Source organism: Priestia megaterium, from assembly GCF_009497655.1.
GTDB lineage: Bacteria > Bacillota > Bacilli > Bacillales > Bacillaceae_H > Priestia > Priestia zanthoxyli.
Map to the genome: position 1 here is coordinate 1,589,544 of NZ_CP023317.1, position 15,744 is coordinate 1,605,287.

At 37.8% G+C, this 15,744-nt stretch carries 12 protein-coding genes; 11 read left to right on the forward strand and 1 reads right to left on the reverse strand.

Features of this window, described 5'->3' with window-relative positions:
* Positions 1–308 precede the first annotated feature (308 nt).
* The 8 genes from CEQ83_RS07940 (at position 309) to CEQ83_RS07975 (ending at position 11,132) form a co-directional block, all read left to right on the forward strand.
* Entirely contained in the window at positions 309–3,095 is a 2,787-nt protein-coding gene (locus tag CEQ83_RS07940; RefSeq protein ID WP_154991511.1) for a sigma-54-dependent transcriptional regulator, read from the forward strand.
* 254 nt (positions 3,096–3,349) lie between these two features.
* Positions 3,350–3,790: a mannose/fructose/sorbose PTS transporter subunit IIA gene (locus CEQ83_RS07945; RefSeq protein WP_028413930.1), complete on the forward strand. Its 441-nt coding sequence runs from the start codon at positions 3,350–3,352 to the stop codon at positions 3,788–3,790.
* Positions 3,787–4,281: a PTS sugar transporter subunit IIB gene (locus tag CEQ83_RS07950; RefSeq protein ID WP_028413929.1), complete on the forward strand. Its 495-nt coding sequence runs from the start codon at positions 3,787–3,789 to the stop codon at positions 4,279–4,281. The genes CEQ83_RS07945 and CEQ83_RS07950 overlap by 4 nt, the downstream gene beginning before the upstream one ends.
* A gap of 12 nt (positions 4,282–4,293) precedes the next feature.
* Positions 4,294–5,103 (forward strand): PTS mannose/fructose/sorbose transporter subunit IIC, encoded by an 810-nt coding sequence (locus CEQ83_RS07955; RefSeq protein ID WP_028408130.1) that lies wholly within the window; start codon positions 4,294–4,296, stop codon positions 5,101–5,103.
* A 26-nt stretch (positions 5,104–5,129) separates the two neighbouring features.
* Positions 5,130–5,957: a mannose/fructose/sorbose PTS transporter subunit IID gene (locus tag CEQ83_RS07960; protein WP_013056298.1), complete on the forward strand. Its 828-nt coding sequence runs from the start codon at positions 5,130–5,132 to the stop codon at positions 5,955–5,957.
* Positions 5,958–6,044: 87 nt separating this feature from the next.
* Positions 6,045–9,623: a glycoside hydrolase family 32 protein gene (locus tag CEQ83_RS27730; protein ID WP_155017159.1), complete on the forward strand. Its 3,579-nt coding sequence runs from the start codon at positions 6,045–6,047 to the stop codon at positions 9,621–9,623.
* Between the two features lie 243 nt (positions 9,624–9,866).
* A complete protein-coding gene (map, locus tag CEQ83_RS07970) occupies positions 9,867–10,613 on the forward strand; it encodes a type I methionyl aminopeptidase (protein WP_014460782.1) in 747 nt (248 codons plus the stop codon).
* 210 nt (positions 10,614–10,823) lie between these two features.
* Positions 10,824–11,132, forward strand: a complete 309-nt coding sequence (locus tag CEQ83_RS07975) for a DUF5634 family protein (protein ID WP_028413927.1) — start codon at positions 10,824–10,826, stop codon at positions 11,130–11,132.
* Between the two features lie 867 nt (positions 11,133–11,999).
* Here the strand turns inward: CEQ83_RS07975 and CEQ83_RS07980 are convergent.
* Complete coding sequence (locus tag CEQ83_RS07980) at positions 12,000–12,473, reverse strand: YbaK/EbsC family protein (protein ID WP_034267780.1); 474 nt, start codon at positions 12,471–12,473, stop codon at positions 12,000–12,002.
* Positions 12,474–12,788: 315 nt separating this feature from the next.
* Here CEQ83_RS07980 and CEQ83_RS07985 point away from each other — a divergent pair, with 315 nt between their 5' ends.
* The 3 genes from CEQ83_RS07985 to hutH all read left to right on the forward strand — a co-directional run bounded on the left by CEQ83_RS07985 (position 12,789) and on the right by hutH (position 15,708).
* Entirely contained in the window at positions 12,789–12,980 is a 192-nt protein-coding gene (locus CEQ83_RS07985) for a hypothetical protein (RefSeq protein ID WP_033578521.1), read from the forward strand.
* 37 nt (positions 12,981–13,017) lie between these two features.
* Positions 13,018–13,842, forward strand: coding sequence for an aldo/keto reductase (locus CEQ83_RS07990; protein ID WP_028413925.1), 825 nt, complete (start codon positions 13,018–13,020; stop codon positions 13,840–13,842).
* Positions 13,843–14,196: 354 nt separating this feature from the next.
* Complete coding sequence (gene hutH / locus CEQ83_RS07995; protein ID WP_154972748.1) at positions 14,197–15,708, forward strand: histidine ammonia-lyase; 1,512 nt, start codon at positions 14,197–14,199, stop codon at positions 15,706–15,708.
* The last annotated feature ends 36 nt before the right edge of the window (positions 15,709–15,744 follow it).

Below are 15,744 nucleotides of genomic sequence, written 5' to 3' on the forward strand. Positions count from 1 at the left end.
TTTTATTATGTAAGCAAAAATATGCTGTAACTGCAGTGCTAAGTAAAATGAAAAAGTAGTATATACAGATTCACAGTTATTCAAAGAAAATGAAACATTCAGACAGACTATAACTTTAAGAATGAAACCGGTTGACATGCAAGGTTGACTAACTTAATATATTTACATATAATGGCTTGAAACGCTTTCATAGATTAGTATGACATGATGGTACTTATAGGTGAAATAACTTGTAGTAGTAGGGAATGTCTCATTTCTTTGAAAGAGAAACTTCCGATCGTGAACTGAAAATAAAGAAGGTGCTTCTAATGAAACGAATTGATAAGGTATACAATCAGCTGTTGAGTAATTTTCAGGAGTTTACAGAAGTGGAACTTTTACATAAACAAGGAAGCTCAGCGATTGAAATTGCTGAACAATTAGATTTAGAGAGATCTAATGTAAGTCTTGAACTGAACAAACTTGTCCGCATGCAAAAAGTAATTAAAATTAAAATGTTCCCCGTTCGCTACGCTCCGCTAGAGATTGTCGAAACCATTTTTCGTCAAAAGTGGGATACGAATAAGATGGAAGTGGAAAAACTAGAGCAGCTATCTAATGGGGGAAAAGAAGAAGCACTTTCTGCTAATCCTTTTGAATTAATGATTGGAGCCACAGGCAGTTTGAAAAAATCGATTTCTCAAGCAAAAGCTGCTGTTCTTTACCCGCCCAATGGGTTACATATGCTGCTATTAGGTCCCACGGGATCAGGCAAATCTCTTTTTGCAAAACGAATCTATCAATTTGCTATATATTCAGAGAGGTTAAAAACAGGGGCCCCGTTCATTACCTTTAACTGCGCTGATTATTACCATAATCCTCAATTACTTCTTTCTCAGTTATTTGGTCATAAGCAAGGGAGTTTCACTGGAGCAACTGAAAGTAAAGTAGGTTTAGTAGAACAAGCAAATGAAGGCATTCTCTTTATGGATGAAATACACCGGCTTCCTCCTGAAGGTCAAGAAATGCTTTTTTACCTCATTGATCAAGGTACGTACAATCGTCTAGGGGAAACAGATCATAAGCGAATGTCTAAAGTATTAATTATTTGTGCTACAACTGAAAATCCCGGTTCAGCCTTACTGCAAACTTTCTTAAGAAGAATTCCGATGACTATCCATATTCCGTCATTAGAAGAGCGATCTCTCAAAGAAAAGATTCGTCTCACAACGTTTCTTTTAGAACAAGAAGCTAAACGAATTAATAAAAAGCTAAGTGTCCACATTGATGTATTAAATGCTTTAATCCACACTGAAAAATTCGGGAATGTAGGGCAGTTAAAGTCCAATGTACAGCTCGTGTGCGCACACGGATTTTTAAATAACCTTGATAGTAAACATATGGTGGAACTTACAGTGAGAGATTTGCCTGATGATATTAAACGAGATTGGATTTCAAATAGTAAAAATATGGAGCGCAGCAGAAAAATTTCTGAATATGTAAATCTCAAAACGATCATTTCTCCGGCTATGGAGAGCCAAGAAATAAAAATAGAGGAAGACGTATCATTTAATTTATATCAGTTAATAGAAGAAAAAGTAGATGTTTTAACAAAAGAAGGTTTATCTCAAGAAGACATCAATCAATATATTCTTACTGACATTCATTTGAATGTTCGGAGCTTTTTTAATCAAAAAAATGGCCAGAGTTCTAATTTAATGAAATTCGTAGAAGACGACGTAATTCAGCTTACAAAAGAATTAAAACATTTAGCAGAAAAAGAATTGAACTGTAAATTTGATCGCAGATTTATTCATTTTTTGAGTATGCATATGGAATCCTTTTTAAAGCGAAAAAAACAAGTAGACGTATTAAATACAAAGGAGATAGATGAAATTCGCGAAACGTATCCAAAAGAATATGCGGTAGCCCTGCTTTTTAAAAATCGAATTGAAAAGTGGTTTAACATTGTCGTGCCAGAAATAGAAGTTATTTATCTCACAATGGTTATTCAATCCATTCGAACGTTAGAAGAAAATAAGCGAGTGGGGATTGTGGTTGCTGCACATGGAAACAGCACGGCAACTTCTATGGTAGAAGTGGCTACGGAGCTTTTAGGAAGTACTCCTATTATAGCTATTGATGTGCCTTTGACGGTATCTCCAGTCGAAATTGTAGATAGATTAATCCAGGGAATTAAGAAAGTAGATGAAGGAGAAGGCGTATTAATGCTTGTAGACATGGGCTCGCTTGCCATGTTAGAAAGCAAGTTAGAACAAAAAACAGGGACTAAGATTAAAACAATCAGCAACGTGACGACGTCTATGGTGTTAGACACCGTTAGAAAAGTAAATTATTTAGACTTAAATTTATATGCCATATTTGATTCGGTGCAAAAAGACTTTATGGAATTTATAGATAAGCAGCAGCATGTGTTTGGGAAAAAGAAAGCCCTTGTTTCTATTTGTACAACAGGAAGCGGTACAGCAAAACAATTAGAAAAAATCTTAACGATTATTTCACGGAAAGTATCTCAAGAGCCTATTAAAATTCTAACCGTTTCTTCTATTAAATTAGCAGCAAACATTCGGGAAATTCAAAAAGAATATGAAATTGTCGCAACAGCAGGTACCAAAAACCCTAAGATTGATGCGCCTCATGTATCACTAGAAGTCCTTATTGAAGGGCAGGGAGAGCGAATACTTCAACAGGCAATTACAAAAGAAACGATACGCTATGATGAGGAGAAGACTGAAGGGAATATTGTAGTGCGTGAACTTTGCGAAGAAAACTTACGAAAGTACCTTCTATTTATTAATCCGTATCTCATAAGTGAAATTCTGTTAGAGTGGTTAAATCACGTACAAGATGAGTTAGAAATGAAATTAAGCAACACCGTTATGATTCGAATTGTGATGCATACAGCCTTTGCTTTAGAAAGAATGATAAAAAACGAACCTCTTGCTTTTCCGGAGGATGAAGAAATCACTCCTCAGTTAGAAAATATTTATCAAAAAACGGAAAAAACATTACAAGCCGTCGAAAAAAAGCTTAAACTTACCTTAACAAGAGATGAAAAATTATTTATTGCCACCATTTTTGCGGATGAAATGTAAAAATCATATGATAATCCCAAGAAACTAGTTTAATTTATATGCCGCTAGTTTCTTTTTTTATCCCATTTTTTAAATAACAGAAAAACCTGTATTAAAACGCATGACGTTTTGATACAGGTTTATTTATTTTAAGAAACCTGTATCAACAACAAAGAAAAAGGTATTGAAAAATAAATGAAAGCGCTTAATACTCTTTGTTGGCACGATACTTGCAATAAATAAGTGTAGAACGTAAAAGAGAGGAGCAAGTGTACATGATTTCAGTCATTATTAGTGGGCATGGTGATTTCGCACCAGCATTAGAAGGGTCTTCCAAAATGATATTTGGTGAAGAGAATCACGTAGTAGCCGTACCTTTTCTAAAAGGAGAGGGTATCCAAACGCTTGAAGCAAAATATAAGCAAGCATTAGAGGAAATGCCCTTAGAAAATGAAGTGCTTTTTCTAGTCGATATTTTTGGAGGTACACCTTACAATGCGGCTACTCCCTATATCCTTAAAAACAAAACAGCGGATATGGTATCCGGAGTTAACTTGCCTATGTTATTAGAAGTGTTAGCCATGAGGGAACACGTTACATTAAAAGAGATGCTAGGGAGATTAAAGCAAGTGAATGAAGAAAGTTTTCAAGTGTGCAGTGAACATTTGGAGAAAGTCCAGCAAGCAAACCAAATCGGAGAGGATGGATTATTATGAAAATCGTTTTAGCAAGAATTGATGACCGCTTTATTCACGGGCAGGTATTAACAAGATGGATCAAAACAAATGCAGCAGATCGAATTATCATTGTTTCAGATGAGGTGGCAGCGGATGAAATGCGAAAAACGCTTATTCTTTCTGTGGCTCCTTCGAATGTAAAAGCAAGTGCTGTCTCAATTTCTAAAATGACAAAAGCATTTCACAGCCCTCGTTATCAGGATACAACAGCCATGCTGCTGTTTGAAAGTCCTGCAGATATTGTAGCTCTTGTTCAAGCTGGAGTGCCTATCGAGACAGTAAACGTAGGCGGCATGCGTTTTGCTAATGACCGAAAACAAATCACAAAATCTGTAAGCGTTACCGAAAAAGATATCGATGCTTTTGAGAAACTGCAGGAACTAGGCGTAAAGCTTGAGCTGCGCCAATTACCCTCAGATTCTAGCGAAAATTTTATTCAACTACTGAGAAATGAAACAAAAATCAAATAAGGAGATGAGTTTATGTCTTCCATACAAATTATTTTATTATTAGTCATTGCAGCGGTAACTGGCATCGCAAGCGTATTGGACGAAGGGCAATCCCATCGTCCTCTCATTGCCTGCACGTTAGTAGGCTTGGTGCTTGGAGATTTAAAAACGGGCATTATTTTAGGCGGAACGCTGGAATTAATGGCTCTTGGATGGATGAATGTTGGATTGGCGATGGCACCTGATACGGCTATTGCTTCTGTTATTTCAACTATTTTGGTTATCACAGCTGGTCAGGGGATTGGTGAAGGCATTGCGGTAGCTATAGCTTTAGCAGCTGCAGGGCAAGTACTCACCATTTTTGTTCGTACCATCACAGTATTTTTAATTCATCGAGCTGATAAGTACGCGGAAGAAGGGAACTTTAAAGGAATTGAAATTATGCATATTACTGCTATGGGTTTTCAGGCTCTCCGCGTTATGATTCCAACGTTAATTGTTACATTAATCAGCGTAAGCGCCGTGCAAACTTTCCTCGGAAATATTCCGGAAGTTATTACAAAAGGTCTGCAAATTGGGGGAGGCATTATCGTGGTCGTAGGGTATGCCATGGTTATCAATATGATGAACATTCCTCATTTAAAACCTTTTTTCTATATCGGGTTCTTATTAGCGGCATTTACAGGGTTTAACCTGGTAGGATTTGGGGCGTTAGGTCTTTGTTTAGCCCTTCTTTATCAGCAAGTAATGCAGCAGCGAAATCAAATGCAGCCGGCAGGCGTTCCAGCAGCTACAGGGAGCGAACAAGTATATGATGATGACGATGATGATTTAGATGCCTAAACGGCGAACTTAAGGGAGGGATAGAGATGGAAAATGAAAAAAGATTAACGAAAAAAGACATCTTTAGCATGTTTATTCGCTCGAATTTTTTACTCGGTTCATTTAACTTTGAGCGTGTTCAGGCAATGGGCTACTGTTATGTTATGATTCCAGCAATTAAACGTTTATACGGACCAGGGGCACAGCGAAATGCAGCATTAAAGCGACATTTAGAATGGTTCAATACACATCCATGGATTTCCGCACCTATATTCGGCGTCACGGCAGCAATGGAAGAAGAAATGGCAAATAAAAAAGATTTTGATGAAAAAGCCATCAGCGGAATGAAAATTGGATTAATGGGACCGCTTGCTGGCGTAGGAGACCCTATTTTCTGGGGAACGCTGCGACCAGTTCTTGCGGCACTAGGCGCATCTCTTGCGTTAGGCGGGAATATTGCCGGGCCACTGCTGTTTTTCATCTTAATTAATGCCATTCGATTAAGTACAAAATATTATGGATTAAAATATGGTTATTTAAAAGGAACAGAAATTTTAAAAGATTTAGTAGGCAATCGAATTCAAAAACTGACGGAAGGTGCATCCATTTTAGGACTCTTCGTAATGGGAGCATTGGTTTCGAAATGGACCACTATTAATATACCAGTGGTTGTTTCTAGGATCAAAGATGATTCTGGTAAAGTTGTCGTGAAAACCGTGCAAGACGTACTCGACAGTATTTTACCGGGACTGCTTCCTTTAGCGCTAACTTTATTAGTAGCATGGATGCTTCGAAAAGGTACAAATCCGCTGCTTATTATTTTCGGTATTTTCTTAATCGGTATAGGAGGTTATTGGATCGGCTTTTTAGGCTGATAAATAAGAGGAGTCATCTATTCTTCTAGCATCCGCTGGTGAACATGTTTTGCATAGCCAGTAATGCCAATAAAGGAGGAAAGAAAGATGAAAAGAACCGTCAAAAAGTTATTGATGATTGGAGTCGCTTGTTCCATAAGCATGTTTTCTGTATACCCTGTATTAGCTGATAATACAGGGTATTATCAAGAAAAATATCGGAATCAATTTCATTTTTCTCCAGAAGCGAACTGGATGAACGATCCAAATGGAATGGTCTATTATAACGGGGAGTACCACCTTTTTTATCAGTATTATCCTTACGGTACCACCTGGGGACCTATGCACTGGGGGCATGCAGTTAGTACAGACTTAGTGAAATGGAAACACCTTCCGGTTGCTCTTTCGCCAGATGAGAACGGAGAGATCTTTTCAGGAAGTGCCGTTATCGATTGGAATAATACCGCAGGATTTGGAAAAGAAGCGATGGTAGCTATCTTTACGCACTCAGGCAGTAAAGGGCAAGTTCAAAGTCTAGCATACAGCACGGACAGCGGAAGAACATGGACCAAATATGAAGGAAATCCTGTTATGCCAAATCCCCCAGTTCCTGACTGGCGCGATCCAAAAGTGTTTTGGCACGAGCAAACCAAGCAGTGGGTGATGTCTTTAGCTGCTAAAGATAAAATCATGTTTTATACATCACCTGACTTGAAAAATTGGAAATACGCAAGTGAGTTTGGATCTGACGGAGGGATTCAAGCAAACGGTCAAAGCGGTGCCTATTCATATACTTTGTCTGAACAAAAAGGTCAATCTTTTACTCTAGAGGGAGAAATTATGCTTGTAGAAAAGAATGGACGCGAAGGTGCAGGAGGCCTTGTTTTTCGTTCTAATAAAGATGCAACAAACGCATATACCGTCAATTTAGATGCTGAAAAGAACCTCTTAACACTTAACAAAGTAGAGAAAGGAAGCGTAACGACCGTTGTTTCAAAGCCAATGAGGCTGGATACGTCACAAGCGTATCACGTGAAAGTAGAAGCAAACAGTCACCACTTTAAGATACTGCTAAATGGAAAACAGGTTTTAGAAGGCAGTGATGTATCTTTTGAAAACGGTCAGTTTGGATTAACAGCATGGAATTCCACAGCTGTCTTTCGTCATGTTAAATTTACGAATCAATCTAATTTCATAACCAATCTATCTAACTGGAAATCTATTACTGGAACGTGGAATGATACTGCTGCTGGAAAAATCGGTAAATCTAACAGCGACGGATATATTATGAGTGAAGAACAGGGAGATCAGTTCATTTACGAGTCAAATATGACATTTTTAGATGAAAACCATGGTTCAGGTGCGCTACTTTTCCGAGCAGACGCGGAAGCCAAAAACGGATATATAGCTAGCGTAGATGCTTCTAAGGATACAATCAAACTAGTAAAACTTCAAAATGGCATTTCAACTGTCCTTGCTGAAACAAACGAAAAAATTGATACGAGCAAATCACATCAAGTAAAAGTAACTGCATCGGGAAATGAACTTGATTTGCATATAGACGATAACTTCACCCTTACTGCAAAAGATGAAACTTTTTCAAAAGGATTGTTTGGACTACATGTTAATCAATCTTCAGTCCGGTTTCAAGACGTTAACATGACAAAGTTTATTGATACAGATGAAAAAGAAATTAAAAATAAAAGTTTTGAAACAGGAGATCTCACCGGCTGGAAAACGATAAAGGGAAATGCATTCACAAACGATCATGTAACGGATGCAACCGCAAATTGGAGCGGTCTTTTTGAACAAAAAGGAAAGTATCATTTATGGGGTTTTTCTGATAAGCAAGATGGCGATAATGCCACTGGAGAATTACATTCGTCTTATTTTAAATTGAGCGGTTCAGGTGAAATTAATTTGTTAATGGGAGGCGGAAACGACCCCACAAACCGCTATGTAGCCTTAGTCCGGGCATCCGACGATAAAGAATTGATTCGTCAAGCGAATACAAAGTTTGCAGATGAAAAGTACCAGCGCTACGTGTGGGATGCTTCTAAGTATATAGGAGAAGTACTGTACATTAAAGCCGTTGATCAAGCTGTAGGAGGATGGGGGCATATTAATCTAGATGATGTGAATGTATTCAATACAGAAAAAATGCCGGAGAAAGTAGACAGTGTAGCAAAAGAACCAGAGGAAGCTAAACAAAGAGAAGGCGGAGAGCTTTCAGATTGGAACACAGTGTCAGGAGAATGGGTGAATTCAACTCACGGAAGCAACGGAGGAATTTGGGAATGTCCTACTTTACTCGAACTGCCGGTTGATGGAGACAGAACGAAGAAAAAATGGGTACTGCAAGTCAGTATCAATGATGGAGCGGCAGCTGGAGGTTCAGGTATGCAGTACTTTGTTGGTGATTTTGACGGAAAAACATTTAAAAATGAAAACCCGCCAGAGGAAGTGCTTTGGACAGATTATGGTGCCGACTTTTATGCTGCTGTAGATTGGAGCGGTGTTGAAGGAGATAACGGAGAAAAGTATTGGCTAGGCTGGATGAGCAACTGGCAATATGCCAACAATACTCCAACTACTACTTGGAGAAGCTCTATGTCAATCCCAAGAAAAATAGAACTCACCAACACAGCAAAAGGGCTTCGTTTAAAACAAATACCTGTTTCAATTGATTCAATTCGCAATAAGCAAGAAAAAAAGGTGTTGAAGAATCTGATGGTTACTGAAAACAAAAATCTTCTGTCAGGCATACAGGAAAACAAATATGAAATTATTGCAGAATTCGATGTTTCAAATACGGATGCACAAGAATTTGGTTTTCAAATTCAAAAAGAAGGCAGCGAAAATACAAAAGTCAGCTATAACGTAAACAAGCAGCAATTATTTGTTGACCGAACAAACTCTGGAAGTTTTGATTTTGGTGAAAATGTGAAAGGCAAACACTCTGCTCCCATGCTTCCAAAAGCCGGAAAGGTTAAGCTTCATATGTTTGTAGACCAGTCGTCTGTAGAAGTATTTGGCAATGACGGCACTGCAGTAATAACAGACCAGCTCTTTCCAACGCTTTCAAGCAATAAAATAAAGCTTTACAGCAAAGGAGGGGCTGTAAAATTAAATTCTCTTAAGATGTATCCGTTAAAATCTATTTGGAATAAAAGTCCTGTTGATACAAACTTATCTGAATGGAAGAATATTAGCGGACTATGGGCCGATACGATTAACGGAAAACAAGGACGAAGCAAAGAAGATTCCTTTACCTTATCATCAAAAGAAGCAAAAAATTTCACATATGAGGCAAAAATAAAGGTGTTAGACGATTCTGTTTCAAATTCTACAGGAGCAGGAGCGCTAGTATTCCGTTCGGATGAACAGGCAAACAATGCTTATGCTGCGAATGTAGATGTGCTGAATAATCAAATAAAGCTCATTGCGTTTAGAGACAGAATAGGAAAGGATCTCATTATTTACGACGATGGGGGAAAGCTGGATTTAAAACCAAATACGGATTACCATCTAAAAGTGATGGCTGAAGGAGAACACATTCAAGTTTATCTCGATGGCAAGCTGGTGATCGATACAATGGACCCTACCTTTTCAGAAGGTTATGCTGGGCTGAACGTGTGGAATTCTACTAGTTTGTTTAATGAAGTGAAATTTGAAACAGTGGATTAAGGAATTGTGAAAGCTGCCGTGTACTAAGGCAGCTTTTATATAACATAAAAAAGTATGCTGCGGTGAAGTAGCATGCTTTTTTGAATTTCATAGGTTAATGAAGAGGATTTTTACATATGATAAATATCTTACTAGTCTAATTAATCGTACATTTTAGTTCTTAAAAGGTCTTTTGAAAAATCCTCATAAAAATATGATAAAATCGGATAGGATATATATTTCGAGGAAGGAAAGTGTTTTTTTATGATTATTGGTAACGAACAGGATTTAGAAAGTTTACGCAAAATTGGACGTATCGTTGCACTTGCGCGCGAAGAAATGAAAAAACAAGCAAAAGCAGGTATGACAACAAAAGAGCTTGATATGATCGGTAAAAAAATATTAGATGAACACGGTGCTATTTCTGCACCTGAAAAAGAATATAATTTCCCAGGTGTAACGTGCATTAGTGTCAACGAAGAAGTGGCTCACGGTATTCCGGGAGACCGCGTATTAAAAGATGGCGATTTAGTAAATGTGGATGTATCCGCAGTACTTGATGGCTATTATTCGGATACGGGTATTTCATTTGTTATTGGGCAAGACGAAGAAAAAGAAAAGCTGTGTCAAGCTGCAGTAGATGCATTTTGGGCAGCTATGAAAAAAGTAAAAGCTGGTTCAAAACAAAATCAAATTGGTCGTGCTGTTTCTAACTTTGCACACCAAAACGGATATGCTGTTATTGAAAACTTAACGGGTCATGGTGTTGGCCGCAGCTTGCATGACGCTCCTAACCACATTTTAAACTATTATGATCCAATGGATAAAGCCCTCTTGAAAAAAGGTCTTGTTATTGCTGTAGAGCCGTTTATCTCTATGAAGGCTGATCATATCATTGAACGCGGAGACGACGGCTGGACGTTTGTTACACCTGATAATAGTCTTGTAGCACAATGTGAACATACGATTGTTGTAACAAACGGTGAACCGATTATTTTAACTGAACTATAATCAAGTTTCTCTGTAGATTTCGGTAACAAAAAAGCTACTTCACTTAGCAATGTTTTTTCGTTGCATTATAGTGAGGTAGCTTTTTTATTACTATGTAATGAATGACTATTATATCGACTTGCTTTGTTCATACAACGTTTGAAAGATAGTGTAATTGAATATGCTCAAGGGAATGCTAAGTATAAATCGAAATGAAAAGGGGTATGAAATGTGGAATATGTAGGAAGAGAAGCGATTGTAAGTGAACTGACTCATCATATGGATGACATTTTAAACAAATATAACCTTCAAGGCGTCTCCGTATATGAAGAGGAAGGAGAAGGTAATCACTATTATCTTGGCTACACAGTAAAAAAGAATGATCATGTGTTTATGGTTAACAGACCTTATCTAAAAGATAAAGACGGAAAATTAGCAGTCGAAAAGCAAGAATGGACTCTTCAAGGTAACGAAGGAGAAACAAATGGATATACTTCACTTGAAGATGCATTTCAAAAAATTGATGAAACCATACATTAAATAATTTTTTGAATTTCAAGTTCAGATTTTTTCTTTGAATGCGTGAATCTGAACAGTAGAGCGCTAATGGCTGTCGTGCTTCTTTCACCTATACTATCTAACTTTTCTTTGCTATAAAGTCTAGAAAATTACATGTAATAAAAAATTGTTTTTTTAGGTTTTACTATATAAATACGGGGTACACATATAGTACAGCAGCTATCATGCAAATGGTTGTTGTGAAAGGTTAAATACTTAGCGTTTGAAGGGACTGATTAGTTTTGAAAGGCTTAACAGCGACTTCAGCAAATGTATTACCGCAAATTGAAAGTAGATATCCGTATCTCACGCAAGGCACTTTGGTTATGAACCGATATACGTAACGAAAGGGCCTGACTAGGCAAACAAAGGAAAGACTGAATCAACGAGAAGAAGCCTGCATCTAAACATGTAGGCTTCTTCTTTTTTACAGATGAAACTAAGACGATGAATGAGTACATAACAGGTATACATTAAGAAGATTCAGATTCAGTCCATTTTTCGTGCACGTTTTTCTTGAAAAAAGGTCATAAGTTGAAGATACTGTATATAACTATGTAAAAGAATTTTTGAATACAAAATAGTAAATCTGCTTGAGGTGAAAATGATGAGAAAAGCAAATAAAAGTGAATTTCTGTGGAATACGTTAGACGGCTGGCTTTTTATCCCTAGGAACATTCCTTTACTATTTCTTTTTGTATTTCTCTTAGGGGTTTCTTACCTAGGTTGGGTTAAGCTGTTTCATAAATTCGTTTAGGTACGCCAATGAGCTGAAACAAAAAACTGTTTCAGCTTATTGGCGTACTGATTGATTTATTTTATGTATATCTGTACCTTAATTTACCTAAGTTATTCATTCCATCCTTTGCACACATCAACCCATTTTAAGCATTTCGAAAATTCTTCTAGTTCGGGTATTGTTAATTCAATTGCACTATTTCCACTTCCACAGGCAGGGAAAACGGTAACAAAACGTTTCAGAGATTCATCTAGATACACGTGAACACCTTCATTAACGGCAAATGGGCATACTCCGCCTACGGCATGACCAATCAGCGTTTCTACTTCACTTGCTCCAAGCATTTTTGCTTTGGTTCCGAACTCTTCTTTATATTTTCGATTATCAATTTTCGCATCTCCTGCTGCCACAATTAATAGAACGGTTCCTTCTGCGTTAAAAGAAAGACTTTTTGCGATCCGTTGCGGCTCACATTTTAAAGCTTGCGCTGCCAGTTCTACAGTAGCACTGGACTCATCCATTTCAATAATTCGATTCTCCATGCCATATTGTTTAAAATATGCTTTTACTCTTTCAATCGCCATTTTTATATCCATTCCTTTCGTTAACTCTTGCAAATATGTATGATTGCCTTACAGAGGATGTACAGTTTCTCTTTGAAATAAAAAATTCTTATTATTTTGTATATACGGAAATTATACACAACTTCTCAGTTAAAAGCACATATTCGTTTTAATTAAAAAAGTTACGTAGGTAAAGTATTTTTAGCTGATTGAAGCAGGATTACGGAACCCTTTGACGAATGTAACTATGTCGGCTGCGAAAACATAGGCATTAGAACAAAAGATAAATGATGAAATTGAAAAGGCGCAAATGTTCTAGTGAAATGAGGAGAAGGAATGCCAAATTTACACACTATCGTCAGTTTCTTTAGCAGTACATGCATGGCAACGATGAGTATGATTTATTTGTTTTCCCTTGTACCGCGGGCATGGTCTTTTAAATTTCGATTTGGAGCCATGATTGTAGGAATCCCAGTCGGCATTATAATGGGCCAGGTTGCTATGCTGATCGGCTGGCACCATCATTAAAACTTTGAACTTTTTAACAAAAAAGGAGACATGTAAAATGAATATTGTCACATTAAACAACGGCTTAAAAATGCCTCAGCTTGGATTTGGCGTATGGCAAGTAGAAGATAACAAAGCAGCAGCTGCAGTGTCAAAAGCAATTGAAGTTGGATATACCTCTATCGACACAGCTATGATTTATAAAAATGAAGAAGGAGTAGGTCAAGCGATTAAAGAATCTTCTGTTCCTCGGGAAGAGCTGTTTATTACAACAAAAGTTTGGAACAGCGACCAAGGCTATGAAAATGCACTACGTGCGTTTGATGAAAGCCTAGAACGATTAGGACTTGATTATGTGGATTTATATTTGATTCACTGGCCTACTCCTCAATATGATGAGTATGTGGAGACGTATAAAGCATTAGAAAAGCTTTATCACGATGGCAAAGTAAAAGCAATTGGCGTCTGCAACTTTGAAATTGAGCATTTGGAGCGCTTGTTAAATGAATGTGACGTAACGCCTGTTTTAAACCAAATTGAGTGCCATCCGTATCTTGCTCAAAATGAATTAAAAGAGTTTTGCGCCAAACATAATATTTTCGTGGAAGCATGGAGCCCTCTTGATCAAGGAGGAGAAGTGTTACAAGACGAGGTTATTCAAAAAATTGCTGAAGTACATAGCAAAACTCCGGCTCAAGTTGTATTGCGCTGGCACTTACAGAACAACACAATTGTCATTCCTAAGTCAGTTACACCGTCTAGAATAGAAGAAAACTTTAACGTGTTTGATTTTGAACTTACTGCTGATGATATGGCAGAGATTAATGGATTAAACAGCAACCGCCGCAAAGGTCCGCACCCAAGCGACATGAACGTCCGATAACGTTTAAAAAATAAAATTGTGCAGCCGTGAATCATCGCTGCTATAAGAAATAACGATTTTATTTCAGATTATTTAAAATTTTCTTAAATAATAATTGACAAATGATTAATTCAGCGTAATACTTAGTGTAGGTACCCTAGTTGCTTTAAGTTGTACAGCTTAAAGTGTATAGTGATTTAGTCATTTAGCGATTGTATGTATAAGTGAAATACTGATTATTAATAAAAGCCCATAGTGTAAGTAGGTTGGTTTATAGGGGGCTATATCAAAAGGAGCTTATTTCCTCTTTGATATAGCCCCTTTTTGTGTTCAAAAAGAAAAGGCAGTCTACAGTTTAACAAGGGAGCGGGTATGATGTTTATTCAAATTGATGGAAATTCACTGACGTTCGACCAAATTTACAAAGTTATTTACCAAGGATACTCCGTGAAAATTAGCGATCACGCAGTTGAACATATACAAAAAAGCAGAACGTTAGTTGAAGAGAGCATTACGAACAACAACGTAATTTACGGAGTGAATACGGGATTTGGAAAGTTTAGTGATATGGTTATTTCAAAAACAGACTTAGCTGATCTGCAGATTAACCTGATTCGCAGTCATGCCTGCGGACTAGGAGAGCCATTTTCGTTAGAAGTAAGCAGAGTCATGCTGCTTTTACGAGCGAACGCATTAGCTAAAGGGTATTCCGGAATACGACTGGAAACCTTGCAGCTTCTTATCGATTGCTTAAATCAAAACGTAGTACCGGTTATCCCGAGTCAAGGTTCGCTTGGAGCTAGCGGTGACTTAGCCCCGTTATCACATCTAGCGCTGCTGCTAGTTGGAGAAGGAGAAGCTGTATATAATGGTCAGCGAATGCAAGGAGAAGATGCTTTAAAGCTAGCAGGGCTTGAACCTATACAATTACAGGCAAAAGAAGGGCTAGCTTTGATCAACGGCACTCAGGCAATGACGGCTGTAGGAGTAGTTTCGTACCTTGAAGCTCAAAAGCTCGCTGATCTTGCTGACGGAATTGCAGCACTGACATTAGAAGGTCTGCAAGGTATTGTAGAAGCATTCATGCCTGAGTCACATGCAGTAAGACCTTACCCGGAACAACAGCAGGTAGCTGCCCGAATTCTTTCGTACTTAGAAGGCAGTCAATTAACTACTTCTCAAGGTCAAATAAGAGTGCAAGATGCTTATTCACTGCGCTGCATTCCTCAAGTTCATGGTGCTATTTATCAAGTTTTAAATTATGTAAAAGAAAAGCTGTTAATTGAGATTAATTCAGCAACTGATAACCCGCTCATCTTTGCTGACAGCGGCAAAGTAATTTCTGGAGGGAATTTTCACGGGCAGCCCATTGCGTTTGCTATGGATTTTCTAGGAATTGCAATGGCGGAGCTTGGGAATATTTCTGAACGGCGCATTGAACGAATAGTAAACCCTCAGCTTAGCGGGCTGCCCGCATTTTTAAGTGCAGATCCAGGTCTAGAGTCCGGGCTCATGATTACTCAATACGCTGCGGCTTCATTAGTTTCCGAAAATAAAGTATTAGCGCATCCATCAAGTGTTGATTCTATCCCATCTTCAGCGAATCAAGAAGACCATGTCAGCATGGGAACGACTGCTGCACGTCATGCTTATCAAATTATCCAAAATACAAGAAGAGTTCTATCAATCGAAGCAATTTGTGCGGCTCAAGCAGCCGATATTCAAGGAGTGGATAAACTTGCTTCAGAAACAAGAAAAATTTATTCAAGAATTAGAAAAACCGTACCAACCATTATGAAAGATCGAATTTTCTCACGTGATATTGAGGCGTTAGCAGCTGATTTCAAAACTTTTGTGCAAGATACGAATTATGAACTAGCACTGTAATAAAAAGTTAGTTTAACAGTTTTTCATTTTTATAGA